At 59.3% G+C, this 12,673-nt stretch carries 14 protein-coding genes; all 14 read left to right on the top strand.

What is annotated here, in order from left to right:
- The first annotated feature begins 46 nt into the window (after positions 1-46).
- The 14 genes from L6R21_22760 to cydB all read left to right on the top strand — a co-directional run bounded on the left by L6R21_22760 (position 47) and on the right by cydB (position 12,381).
- Complete coding sequence (locus L6R21_22760; protein MCK6562031.1) at positions 47-772, top strand: ABC transporter ATP-binding protein; 726 nt, start codon at positions 47-49, stop codon at positions 770-772.
- A gap of 145 nt (positions 773-917) precedes the next feature.
- Positions 918-1,241 (top strand): nitrous oxide reductase accessory protein NosL, encoded by a 324-nt coding sequence (locus L6R21_22755; GenBank protein MCK6562030.1) that lies wholly within the window; start codon positions 918-920, stop codon positions 1,239-1,241.
- A gap of 222 nt (positions 1,242-1,463) precedes the next feature.
- Positions 1,464-2,294 (top strand): ABC transporter permease, encoded by an 831-nt coding sequence (locus L6R21_22750; GenBank protein MCK6562029.1) that lies wholly within the window; start codon positions 1,464-1,466, stop codon positions 2,292-2,294.
- A gap of 40 nt (positions 2,295-2,334) precedes the next feature.
- The gene (locus L6R21_22745) at positions 2,335-3,525 is read left to right on the top strand and encodes a formylglycine-generating enzyme family protein (GenBank protein MCK6562028.1); all 1,191 of its coding nucleotides are present in this window, start codon (positions 2,335-2,337) and stop codon (positions 3,523-3,525) included.
- 269 nt (positions 3,526-3,794) lie between these two features.
- Positions 3,795-4,277: a CBS domain-containing protein gene (locus L6R21_22740; protein ID MCK6562027.1), complete on the top strand. Its 483-nt coding sequence runs from the start codon at positions 3,795-3,797 to the stop codon at positions 4,275-4,277.
- A 20-nt stretch (positions 4,278-4,297) separates the two neighbouring features.
- Positions 4,298-5,941: a tetratricopeptide repeat protein gene (locus tag L6R21_22735; protein MCK6562026.1), complete on the top strand. Its 1,644-nt coding sequence runs from the start codon at positions 4,298-4,300 to the stop codon at positions 5,939-5,941.
- A gap of 100 nt (positions 5,942-6,041) precedes the next feature.
- Positions 6,042-6,386, top strand: a complete 345-nt coding sequence (locus L6R21_22730; GenBank protein ID MCK6562025.1) for an STAS domain-containing protein — start codon at positions 6,042-6,044, stop codon at positions 6,384-6,386.
- 25 nt (positions 6,387-6,411) lie between these two features.
- Positions 6,412-7,167 carry a MotA/TolQ/ExbB proton channel family protein gene (locus L6R21_22725; protein MCK6562024.1) on the top strand — a complete coding sequence of 252 codons (756 nt, stop codon included), beginning with the start codon at positions 6,412-6,414 and terminating at the stop codon, positions 7,165-7,167.
- An 18-nt stretch (positions 7,168-7,185) separates the two neighbouring features.
- Positions 7,186-7,650: a biopolymer transporter ExbD gene (locus L6R21_22720; GenBank protein MCK6562023.1), complete on the top strand. Its 465-nt coding sequence runs from the start codon at positions 7,186-7,188 to the stop codon at positions 7,648-7,650.
- A 119-nt stretch (positions 7,651-7,769) separates the two neighbouring features.
- Complete coding sequence (locus L6R21_22715) at positions 7,770-8,279, top strand: biopolymer transporter ExbD (GenBank protein MCK6562022.1); 510 nt, start codon at positions 7,770-7,772, stop codon at positions 8,277-8,279.
- Positions 8,280-8,312: 33 nt separating this feature from the next.
- On the top strand, positions 8,313-9,080 hold the full coding sequence (locus L6R21_22710; GenBank protein MCK6562021.1) for an energy transducer TonB: 768 nt from the start codon (positions 8,313-8,315) through the stop codon (positions 9,078-9,080).
- A gap of 17 nt (positions 9,081-9,097) precedes the next feature.
- Positions 9,098-9,580 (top strand): OsmC family protein, encoded by a 483-nt coding sequence (locus L6R21_22705; protein ID MCK6562020.1) that lies wholly within the window; start codon positions 9,098-9,100, stop codon positions 9,578-9,580.
- Between the two features lie 166 nt (positions 9,581-9,746).
- Complete coding sequence (locus tag L6R21_22700; GenBank protein ID MCK6562019.1) at positions 9,747-11,090, top strand: cytochrome ubiquinol oxidase subunit I; 1,344 nt, start codon at positions 9,747-9,749, stop codon at positions 11,088-11,090.
- A gap of 244 nt (positions 11,091-11,334) precedes the next feature.
- Positions 11,335-12,381: a cytochrome d ubiquinol oxidase subunit II gene (gene cydB / locus L6R21_22695; protein MCK6562018.1), complete on the top strand. Its 1,047-nt coding sequence runs from the start codon at positions 11,335-11,337 to the stop codon at positions 12,379-12,381.
- Positions 12,382-12,673: the final 292 nt, after the last annotated feature.

The following is a 12,673-nucleotide window of genomic DNA, read 5'->3' as shown; positions in this document are numbered from 1 at the left end:
GGGCGGACGGACCTCTGACTGCAACTTTATTTCTGCAAGGCATGCCATGATCCAGGTCGAACATTTCACCAAGCGCTACGGCAAATTCACCGCTGTCGATGACATCTCGTTCGAGGTGCAGCGCGGCGAGGTGTTTGCCTTTCTGGGTCCGAACGGCAGCGGCAAGACCACCACCATGAAGGCGATGGTGGGCTTGAATGTCCCCACCGCCGGCCGCATTCTGATCGACGGCTTCGACGTGCATCGCTTTCCCAAACAAGCGAAGCGGCGGTTGAGTTATCTGCCGCAACGCGTGGTTTTCCCCGAGAATCTCACCGCGCGCGAAGTCGTGCGCTTCTACGACCGCGTGCGCAAACTGCCGCCGGCGCTCGCCGAGGCCGCGCTCGCGCAGGCCAATTTCAACGGTTTTTCCGACAAGTTGGTGAGCGAATTCTCCGGCGGCATGGTGCAGCGTCTGGGATTGGTGGTGGTTTCGTTGCCGGATGCGCCGGTGCTGCTGCTCGATGAACCCACGGCCAACCTCGATCCGGCCGGGGTGAAGCGCTTTCGTGAGTTTGTGTTGGAGCAAAAGCAGCGGGGCAAAACCATCCTTTTCTCGACGCATCTGCTCGCCGAAGCGGAACAACTGGCGGACCGGGTCGGCATTTTTGTGAGTGGCAAGCTGGTGGCGCAGGAGTCGATTGCAAACCTGCGCCAGACGTTTTTGGCCAACGGTACGATTGAGGATATGTATTTGCACTACGTGGGAAGTCATCAACATGAAGAAACTTGAGTGCCTCCGCAAGAAGCATGATCTCCCGGGGATCGAAGCATCCCCACGGAAAGGAGCATGCCCACGCCATTGGAGAATTTGCCTTGTCATTTTCTCCGTTGTTGGTTTGTCTCTTTTCGCCTGTGGTTCGGCGGAAATCAAACCGGTGGATATCTTCCCGGAAGACATGTGCGCCTCCTGCCGCATGGCGATTTCCGAGCGCCTGTTTGCCTCGCAAATTCACACTACCTCCGGTGAGGTGTACAAATTCGACGATCTCGGCTGCCTGGAGAACTTCGAGCGCCGCGTCGGCAAGCAGGCGGTGGCGGCGGCATTTGTGATGGACTACGCCGGCCAGCGTTGGCTGCCGCTGGCGCAGGCCACCATCGTGCAGACCGGCGTCCGCACGCCGATGGGATCCGGCAAGGTCGCCTTCAGCGATTCCCTGCAGGCGCGGGAATTTCTCCAGCGGTTTCCGCGAGGCGGCTGAGGCAAACCGGTGCCACTCTCGGTGGCGGCCATCGGCTTGGTTCGGCACGCCGCCGCTGTTTTGCCGTGGTTTTCAATTGCATGAGCAGGTTTGTCGTGCCCACCGCCTTGCGGGCGGCTGTCAAAGCCAGCAAACTCGCGGTTGTCACAGTGCTCCCCGAGCGGGCAAGACTACGATTCCTGCGCGCGCATTTGAAAAATGCTATAGTGAAAGGCAATGGGCATGGAACTGAAGATCATCCTCGATATCGCGAAGCAGGAGTTGATCATCAACATCCGCAACAAGTGGACGCTGATTTTTGCGGTCGTGTTCGGCGCGTTGGTGCTCAGCATTTCCTACTTCGGCATGCGGGCGGAGGGCTTCTCCGGCATGCAGAGTTTCACCCGCACCTCGGCGAGCATTCTCAATCTGGTGCTTTATCTCGTGCCGTTGGTGGCACTCATCATGGGCACACTCAGCTTCACCGGCGACAAGGGCGCGACCGAGCTGCTCTATTCGCAGCCGGTGCTGCGCAGCGAGGTGCAACTCGGCAAGCTGCTGGGGGTGTTCGGATCGATGGCGCTGTCCACGTTGATCGGCTTTGCCCTGGCCGGCACGCTGGTGGTCGCGGCCAACGGGGTGGGAGGGTTGGTGCGCTACAGCATGTTTGTGGCGCTGGCCCTGTTGCTGGCGCTGGTGTTCCTCTGTCTGGCGGCGCTGGTGGCCACGGCCAATCAGCGCAAGGCCAAGGCCTTTGGCGTCTCGCTGTTTCTCTGGTTCTTTTTCGTTCTTTTCTATGATCTGTTGGCGATCGGTGCCACCTTGTGGCTGCGGGGAGGAGCGGCGAATACTTTTCTGTTTCTCTCGCTGTTCGGCAATCCGGTGGACATGGTGCGGGTGGCGGCGCTGATCATTCTCGACGGCGTCACGATATTCGGCGCGGCGGGCGCGGCGTTGCTGCGGTTTTTGGGCGGCAAGATGGCCAGCGTCGCGCTGCTGGTGTTGGGTCTTTCCGTTTGGATCATTTTTCCGCTCTGGTTTTCGCAGCGATTGTTGCGCCGCCAGGATATTTGAAGCTGGCGGCTGGTGCGTACTGCCGGGGTTGGAGGAGCCGGTGAAGAAGAAAATCGTTGTGGCAGGCGTGTTCGCGGCGGCTGCGGTGACAGCCGGGTTGGCGCTGGTGCTTTGGTCGCGGCAGCAGGCGCGCCAGGAGCAGCTTCACTACGAACGGCGGGAAACCGAACTGCTCGTCGCCAACCAGCTTGGCGCGGCGGTTGTGCTCTTGCGCGCCGGCGCCCATCTCGAAGATACCACGCGCATCACAGCATTCAACGGCAGCCGCATGTGGCTGCCGGCAGGCAACTATTTTTTGCAGGTCACGCACGAAGGACGCACACAGTACCTCCCGGTCCCGCTGGCGGGATATCGCGCCGGTCCGGACAAGGGCGGCGCGTTTTCCGTTACGCTGCGGCCCACGCCCACCGTTTACCCGCCGCGGCTGCTGCCCAATCTGCCCGAGTTTGTTGCCATCCCCAGCGGCAGCTTTCTCTTTGGCGACCGCTTGAATCCCCGCGAGCCGCATTACCTCTGGCTCACCAGCTTCTTCATTCACCCGTTTGAAGTCAGCAATGCCGAGTTTCGCGAGTTTCTGCGCGATTCCGCCGGCTATGCCGAGGACAGCAATTGGACCTCAGCCGGCCGGCGCTGGAAGGCTGTCAATCCCTCGCAGGCCACGGCCTTGCTGCCGCCGGAGCATCCGGACTATGTCCGCTTCGGCCAGCCGGATCAACCGGTGGTGTGGGTGAATTGGTTCGAGGCCAATGCCTACTGCAAATGGCTGACGCGGAAAATCGGTGGCGGCCGCTGGCTGTTCGCGCTGCCCAGCGAAGCGGAATGGGAGAAGGCGGCGCGCGGCCCGGACAATTTCGACTACGGCCTCAGCCTGTTGCTCAGTGACCGCGAGATTCCCTGGTACAATTGGAAGAAGAATCCCGACGCCCCGGTGACGGTCGTGGGTTGGCAGGAGTCCTATGCATCTGACCGTGCCAATCGTTTTGGCCTGTATCACCTGAGCGGCAATGTGGTGGAGTGGACGCAGTCGCTCAATCGTGCTTATAACCGCGAGCGCCCGTTCCGCGATGATGCGCGCAACCACGATGAGGCCAGCGGACTGCGCGTGGGACGCGGCGGCTCGTGGTACAGTGCCAGCGTCGCCTTGTTGTACATTCCCTATCGCGATGCTTTTCAACCCGAGCACAGCTCACAAGATATCGGATTTCGCCTGGTGGCCAAGCTGCTGCCCTGAGATTCCTTCAGCCCCGATTTCCTCCCGCATCACCTTCCTTCAAACCGCCCGCACGCTTTTCCCAAGTTTGAGAAAGCCCTTTGTCATTTTCCGAGAAGGAAGAATTTCCTGCCTGCAACATGGCTCGGAGCCTGCCGGCGTAATTAGATAACATTCAAAAACATAGGTCACCTTGTTTTGACGTGAAGGTTTTGGCACCATTGATGCTCATTGGAAGCGTGGTGAGGCGGATCAAGCAACTCCGAGCGCATGTCATCCAGGAGGCTGTCATGAAAAGACTGACCGCTAAGGACGTGATGAATCCCAATGTCCTCTCCGTTCCCGACGATTGGACCATTGAAGAGCTGGCACAATTTCTCATCGACAAGGCGATCACTGGCGCGCCGGTGGCGGATGAATCCGGCAAATTGATTGGCGTGGTTTCGTTGACGGATATTGTGCAGCACGACAGCCTCGCCGAGATGCGGGTCCGGGCGAACGAGCCTCATGACTATTACCTGCACGGTTGGGAAGACCGCCTTTCCGCTGAGGAGATCAGCTCGTTTCACGTTGAAGAGAAACCCTTGGTCACGGTACGGGAGATCATGACGCCGTTCGTGTTCAAAGTCGATGAACAGACGCCCATTCAGGAGGTGGCGGACACGATGATCGGCGGACGCGTTCATCGGCTCATGGTCACTCACAAGGAGCGGGTGGTGGGCATCATCACCACCATGGACCTGCTCAAAGTCATTCGCGACATGCCGCAATGAAGAAAGCTGTCGAGGGAACCATGCACATTCGCATTCAAATCATCCTGCTCAGTGGGTTGCTGTCAATTGGCGCCGCCGTTTGGTCGCAGCAGACGACGCTGCTGGCCGCGCGCGACGCGTTTGAAAGCAAAAAGTACGGCGAGGCGATTCCGCTTTTGCGCGAAGAGCTGCAGCGTAATCCCAACTCCGACGAGGCGCACTACTTTCTCGGTATGTCGCTTTGGCAAACCGGTCAGCGCGAGGAGGCGTTGGCAGAGCTGAAGCGGGCGCGCGAGCTGAACGGCAAGAAGGGCGATTATCTGCATGCCCTGGGGCTGCTGAACATGGAGCTGCAGAAATACGACGAGGCCAAGGCGGTGTTGAAGGAAAGCGCCAAGCTGAAGGAGAATCAGGGCCGTTTCCTGCTCACGCTCGGCCAGGTCTATTTGGCGCAGGATTCGCTCAACGCGGCTTTGATCACACTGCTCAAAGCGCGCGAGGCCGCACCCAAAGACGCCGACGTCTATGTCACCCTGGGCGATGCCTATTCCAAACAAAGAGTGCCGGCGCTGGCCATCGACAATTATCGCGAAGCGCTCAAGCTGGAACCGGGCCGGATGGAGGTGCACTACACGCTCGGCAAGCTGCTGATGAAGGAGAGAAACTTCAACGATGCGTTGATCGAGTTGCAGGAGGTGGTGCGGCTGCAGCCCGATCATCCCGAGGCTTACTTCGATCTCGGCAACATCTACTTCACGGCACGGCGCTACGGCGAGGCGATCACCGCGTTGGAGAGCCACGTCGTCCGCCAGCCGGACTCGTATCCCGGCTTCTTCCTGCTGGCGAAATCGCTTTATGCCGCGCGCCAGCCGGCCGCCGCCGTGAGCAAGGCCGAAAAAGCGGTACAGTTGAACAACGGTTCGGTGGAGGCGCAACGCCTGCTGGCCAATCTCTACTATGACACGCGCGACTACGACAACACCGCCAAAGTGTACGAGCGGCTCGCGCAAATCGTCACCAACGGCGAGTTGCAGACCGAAGACTACATCCGCTGGGGCCGCTGCCTGACGCGCACGAAGCGATACAGTGAAGCCATTCCCAAGCTGCAGCAGGCGGTGGCACTCGATTCCACCCAGGCAGATGTGTACTTCGATTTGGGCACGCTGCTGGTGATCGAAAAGCGTTACGCCGAAGCCGTGCCCTGCTTCGACAAAAAGATCAAAGCGGATTCCACCGCGCCGGGTGCATATTTCAATCAGGGCATCGCCTACATCGGCATGCAAGACTGGAACGGCGCGATTCCACCGCTGCGCAACAGCGTCCGGCTGAAGCCTGACTATTTGGAAGCGCGGCTGTCGCTGGCGCGCACCTATGCCCAGGTCGATTCGATCACCCAGGCCGAGGCGCAATATGAAGCAGTGCTCGAGCTGGATCCGAAAAGCTCCGAAGCCATGAAGCAGATCGGTTTCTACAATCTGGTCAAACGGAATTACGGCAAGGCCACACAGATGCTGCGCAAACACGTTGAACTCGAGCCCAAGAGTGAATATGGCTGGCTCTGGCTGGCGCAGGGCTTGGCGCTGAACCGGCAGCGCGAGGAATCCATGGCCGCCTATCGCCGGGTGTTGCAACTCAATCCGAAAAACGAAGATGCCATCCGCGGGTTGAAGTTGTTGGAGCAATAGAGTGGCTGCCGGGATGGAGCCGCACAATCTGCGAAGGTTGCAGGCCGGGCTCAGGTGCCGGCGCCGACCTTCCCAAGCCCAAACCGCAGGGAGTCAGGTTATGAAACTGGAAAAATTAGCTCGTGGCAAGGTGGTGATTCTTTCGCCCAAAACCTCACTGACGGGCAACGATGAGACCTTCGCGCTCCGGGAGACGCTGCAAAACCTGGCGCAAGAGGACAACAAGTTCGCCATCGTCAACCTGGAGAAGGTGCCCTATCTCAACAGCACCGGCATCGGGGTGTTGGTGGCGGGCCATCAAGAGTATGCCAAACGCGGGGGCCGGCTGCTGCTGTGCAGCCTGCGCGACAGCGTGGAGAACGTTTTGGTCATCACCAAATTGACGGAAGTATTCGAAGTGTTTCCCAACCAAGAAGAAGCGCTCGCCAGCTTGGCGACGGCTTGAATCAACCCATTCTCGGAGGCGAGTTATGAAGCGTAATCTTTTCCTGCTGATCGTGATCCTCATTGAGCTGGCGGTGGCGACCTATATCTATTACGGTATCTTCGGTGCGCCGAACGACCGCTACGGCTTGGAATTTATCTACAAGGGCGGCCCGCTGGTCATTTTGCTGATGCTGCTGATCATGATGGACATCACCTTTATCGTCGAGCGGGCTTTGTCGCTCAACAAGGCGCAGGGCCGCGGCGCACTGGTCAACTTCCTGCACAAAGTGCAACGCAGCTTGATGGACGGCGATGTCGATACCGCCCTGACCGCCTGCAATGAGCAACGCGGCTCGATGGCCAACATCATCCGCGCCGGCCTGGAACGCTATCAACGCGTCAACCAAAAGCCCGAAAGCGACATGGACAAAGTGGCCAAGGAAACCCAGCGCGCCATCGACGTGGCCACCAAGCTGGAAATCCCGCTGCTGGAAAAGAACCTGCTGGCGCTCGCCACCATCGCCTCGATCGCGACCATGGTGGGCCTGCTGGGCACGACCATCGGCATGATCCGCGCCTTCCGCGCGCTGGCACACGCCGGTGCCCCCGACGCCGTGCAGCTTTCCATCGGTATCTCCGAGGCACTGATCAACACCGCCGGTGGGCTGGTGGGTGCGATCCTCGGGATCGTGTTCTACAACTACTTCGTCAACAAAGTGGACCGCTTCACCTACATGATCGATGAGGCGAGCTATTCCGTCGTCGAGATCCTGACGGGCAAGACCAGAGAATCACGCTAACCCCGGGAGGCATGTCCTATGGCATTGCATCGTACCGGCATTCGGCTGGATATGACGCCGATGGTCGATATTGCCTTTCTGCTGTTGACCTTCTTCATGTTGACGACGCAATTTCGCCCACCCGCAGAAGTGGATGTCATCCTGCCCGATTCCCATTCGCAAATCAAACTGCCGGAATCGGACGTTTTGACCATCACCATCGCCAAAGAAGGCGACCTTTACGTCGGCGTCGATTCGCAATTCCTGCGCCGCCGGCTCTTCGGCGAGGAGTATGCGCTGAGAACCGAAGTTCCGATTGAGATGAACGCGCTGGCGCACAAGCTGGTGGAGGCGCGCGTGTCCAACCCCAAACTGCGCGCCGTGCTCAAGAGCGACCGCGACACGGAGTATGGCGTGGTCATGGAAGTGATGGACATTATGCAGAAGGTCAACCTGACGCGCTTCAATCTGGTGACCAATCTCGAACGCAGCGAAGCGGAGTGAGTTGGCCGCCGTTTGGTGTCCCCCCCGCGGGGGTGCGTCGTTGTCCGCCGTGAGTCTCGCCGCCGGCCAGCCGCGCGCGGGCAGTTGAATCAATTCTAGGTGAGAGAAAGGCCGTAAATATGGCAGAGAATATTGGCAAAAGAGCCGAGAAAAAGGGCTCGGAAGACGAGAGCCGGCCACGCAAGATCCAGCGGGTCGGCATCCACATCGACATGACGCCGATGGTGGATATTGCCTTCCTGCTGCTGACGTTTTTCATGTTGACCAGTGTGTTCAGCCGGCCGCAGACGATGGAGATCAATCTGCCGCCGAGCAACACCGACGTGGAGGTGGCAGAATCCAACCTGCTCACCCTGCGCGTGCTGCAGGACGGCAGCGTGTTTTGGAATCTGGGCATCGAAACGCCGGAGAAGATCGAGTTCAAAGATCTGCGCAAATTCCTGGATGAGCGCAACCGCACCAACCCCAAGCTGATTACGCTGATCAAAGTCGATCCCAAGAGCAAGTATCACCTGATGGTGGATGTCATGGACGAGCTCGAGCTCGCCAATGTCAATCGCTTCAGCCTGGCGCCCATGAAGCCCACCGATATCGAAATGTTGCAGAAACTCCAAGCCAACGCCGGTTAGCGCGTTTCCCGTGCAGGGAAAGGAGAAATCAAGATGACAGCAAACAGCCTCAAGCTTTACCAGCTTTTCCCCTACGGCGCGCCGGAGCTGAATGAAGTCTACAATCGCTACCTGACCTGGGCCTTGGGCGTGGCGCTCTTCTTCAATTTGGTGGCAATCGGCATGTGGATCGGCGGGCGGGAGTGGTCGAAAGAGCCGGAAGTGCGCATGGTGCGCATGCGGGTGATCAAAGACATCGCCGAGCTCGGGCCACCGCCGTCGATTTCAGCTTCGTCCGCGCCCGCGATCGCGGTGTCGGCCCCAGTGGCCCGGCCCTCCGTGGGTATCCCCGTGCCGGTGCCGGACGCGCAAATCACGCCTGAAGCCACCATTGCCACGCAGGAGGAATTGTCGCAATTCCAGGCGCCGATCACTTCCGGTGAGGGCACCGGCGGCGGTGACTCGTTGGTGATCGGCTCGGATGAACTGCTCTTCGGCGAAGAAGAGCCGGGCATGGATGAATTCGTGCCCTTCCAGACGCCGCCGGCCATCGTCAAGCGCGTGCAGCCGGTTTACCCGGAGTTGGCCCGCAAGGCCGGCGTGCAGGGCAAAGTGTTCGTCAAGGCTCTCATCGACAAAAAAGGCCAGGTCAAGAAAGTCGTGCCGTTGCAGGGACCCGAAATTTTCTACGACGCGGCGGTTGCCGCCGTGCAACAATGGGTGTTCAAACCGGCGATCTCGCAAGATCAACCGGTGGCCGTGTGGATGGCCATTCCCATCAACTTCGTGTTGCAGGAAGGACAAGCTGCCAGACCTAACTAGTCTCGAGGAAGACCGGCATGGCTGAAAACGGAACCTTTGCGCTTCGGCTCGAACGGGTGCAGGACTATGAATTCAAGGCGATCTTCGACCAGGAGCATCTCGCGCCCCTCACGCTCGATGAACCGCCGCCGCTCGGCCACAACCGCGGGCCCAATCCCTCCCGGCTGTTGGGCGCGGCGGTGGGTGATTGTCTGAGCGCCAGCTTGCTATTTTGCCTGCAAAGAGCTAAGATAGAAGTCAAGAATATCAAGACCACCGTCACCGGCGCGCTGGTGCGCAACGAGCAGGGCCGCTTGCGCATCGGCAAGATCGACGTGCACCTCATGGTGGAGGTTGCCGCGGAGCAGCAACGCATGATCCGCTGTCTGGAATTGTTCGAAGACTTCTGTGTCGTGACGGCAAGCGTGCGGCGAGGAATTGCAATCGACGTCCTGGTGACCAATCCGCAGGGCGAGGAATTGTACCACGACGCCGGTCTGCCGGTGGAGGGCGTCACCTAAACCTGGAACCGACAGCTCTCGTACGCCCGGCGCGTGCGCACAGTTGTTTTGACATTTTGGGAAACATTGCATGACAGCGCGAATTCTCGTCGCTGTCTTTTCTATTTTAGGGAGGCGCCGGCGCAGACGGTCACACCTGGCACTCTCACAAGAAAGGAAGAACAGGATGGAAGAGGCATTGCTGGTGCACCGCGTGCACTTTGCTTTTACGATTATGTTCCACTATCTTTTCCCCCAACTGACCATGGGCCTGGGATTGCTGATCGTGATCCTCAAGGGGCTGGCCCTGCGCACCAAAGACGAGCATTACAATCGCAGCGCACGCTTTTGGGCCAAAATCTTCGCGATCAACTTCGCCTTGGGCGTGGTGACCGGCATTCCGATGGAGTTTCAATTCGGCACCAACTGGGCCAAGTTTTCCACCTTTGCCGGCGGCGTCATCGGCCAGACGCTCGCGATGGAAGGCGTGTTCGCTTTCTTTCTGGAATCGAGCTTTCTCGGCCTGTTCATCTTTGGTGAAAAAAAGCTCGGGCAAATCGGCCATTTCGTCGCCGCGTTCATGGTGTTTCTTGGCTCCTGGCTGTCGGGCTTCTTCATCATAGCCACCAATGCCTGGATGCAGCACCCCGTGGCCTATTCGGTGGCGGCTGACGGTTCGGTGCATCTCGCCAGCTTTTGGGGTTTGCTGCTCAATCCCTGGCTCGGCTGGCAATACCTCCACAACATGATCGGCGCAGTGATCACCGCCGCCTTTGTCGTGTCGGCCGTTGGCGCCTTTTACTTGTTGGATCACCGTCATGAAGAATACGGCAAGGTGTTTCTGCGCCTGGGCGTGACCACCGGCTTGCTTGCCGCGGTGCTGGTGGCTTTTCCCACCGGCGATGGCCAGGGCAAGAACGTGGCCACCTATCAGCCCGTGACCCTGGCGGCAATGGAGGGGTTGTTCGAAACCAAGGAAGGCGCGGAATTGATCCTCATCGGCCAGCCCGACATGGAGAAGTTGCGCATGGACAATCCCATTCACATTCCCCGGCTGCTCAGCTTCCTCACTTACTACCGCTGGGGCGCCGAGGTCAAAGGCCTGGATGCTTTTCCACGCGAGCAATGGCCCACCAACATTCCACTACTCTATTACGCCTATCACATCATGGTGGGGTTGGGCACGATTTTCATCGCGATCATGGCCGTTGCAGCATATCTGCTCTGGCGGCGTAAACTTTACTCCACCCGCTGGCTGTTGTGGATTCTAATGCTCAGCTTTCCCTTTCCCTACATTGCCAACACTGCCGGCTGGATGACCGCCGAGCTGGGCCGCCAGCCTTGGCTGGTTTACGGCCTGCTGCGCACCACCGAAGGCATCTCGCCGACGGTATCGGCGGGCAACGGCCTGTTCACGCTGCTGGGCTTCATGGGCATGTATGCTTTGCTCGGCATGCTGTTTCTGTTTCTGGTGATGCGCGAGGTTTTTCATGGGCCGGCGCCGGCCGCAGCCCATGCCTCCGCCGCTTGATCCGTCTGCTGCCATGCCTGTCGCCGCGGCCGCACCGGTTCGGCGCCGTGTCGGTCCGCAAGCGTAGACTCTCGAGAAGACGATCCTGCAACGATTGGGCTGTCGCATGAAGATTCTCAGAGTCTCTTTGGCAGTCGAAGTGGAAGAAACCACGGCTCAGCCAAGGTTGGAGCATTCTCGGAGAAACCCTGGCCTGGCTGGCACGGCGCGGGCAGCGTCTTCGCATTCACTCACGGAGGTTTGAATGGAAATCTTCTGGTTCATCGCGGTTGGCTTCATGCTCACGATGTACGTCATCCTGGATGGCTTTGATCTCGGCGCCGGCGTGATTCATCTGCTGGTCGCCAAAACCGAGGATGAGCGGCGCACGGTGCTGAACAGCATCGGGCCGGTTTGGGATGGCAACGAAGTTTGGCTGCTGGCGGCGGGCGGCACGCTCTATTTCGCCTTTCCCAAGGTTTATGCCTCCAGCTTCAGCGGCTTCTATTTGCCGTTGATGATGGTGCTGTGGCTGCTCATGCTGCGCGCCATCGGCATCGAATTCCGCCATCACCTGCGCCATCCCATGTGGAAAGCCTTTTGGGATGTAACCTTCTCGCTCGCCAGCACACTGTTGGCTATCTTCTTTGGCGCGGCGCTCGGCAACGTGGTGCGCGGCGTTCCGCTCAACCCCGAAGGCTATTTCTTCGCGCCCTTGTGGACGACCTTCACCGTGGTGCCCGCAGCCGGCATTCTCGACTGGTTCACGGTGATCATGGGAGTGGTGGCGCTCGCGACGGTGACCGCGCACGGCGCGCATTTCATCGCGATGAAGACCACGAACGCCCTGCAAACGCGCGCGCGGCTCTGGGCGGAAAGAGCCTGGTGGCTGACCCTGGCCACCTCGCTGCTGGCTTTTCTCGCCACCTGGTACATTCACCCCGAAATCTGGGACAATTACCGGCACGCGCCCTGGGGATTTATTTTTCCCGTGCTCGGCCTGCTGGGCTGGCTCGGCGGCGCCTACGCTCAGGCACGCCAGCAGGACAGCCATGCGTTTTTCGCTTCCAGCCTGTTCATCGCCGGCATGGCCGCGAGTACGGCCTTTGGTTTGTTCCCCACCATGTTGCCCGCCTCCACCGATCGGCAATTCGCGCTCACCATCTACAACAGCGCGGCGCAGGAATACAGCCTGAGCGTCGGTATGGTGTGGTGGATCATCGGCATGGTGCTGGCCGCGGGTTACTTTGGTTACGTCTTCTATTCCTTCCGCGGCAAAACCAAATTGCCGGCTGAGGGCGAAGGTTACTGATGCCGAATGCTGTCAACAGCCGGGCTGCGGGCTGCCTGTCAAGCCCGGCTGACCCGAACCGAAATCCCACCGAAGAAAAGGCTTCTTCCGTGGGATTTCGTTTGTGTCCGCACGGGTAAGGAAGAAACCGACCGGGCACGTGCCCTGGTTGAATAAGCCGTGCTCTCGTTCATGATCAAGCACCCGGCGATGGCCTCTCCGGACGAGACAGACACACCTTAGGGCCCGTTAAAAAACAAAGTATACAATTCTGAAGGTGCTTAATTTCGGGGCTTGATTGTGTAATTCCATT

Source organism: bacterium (assembly GCA_023150945.1).
Taxonomy (GTDB): domain Bacteria; phylum Zhuqueibacterota; class Zhuqueibacteria; order Zhuqueibacterales; family Zhuqueibacteraceae; genus Coneutiohabitans.
The sequence above is the reverse complement of the archived record's forward strand: the minus strand, read 5'-3'. Positions and strand labels throughout refer to the sequence as shown.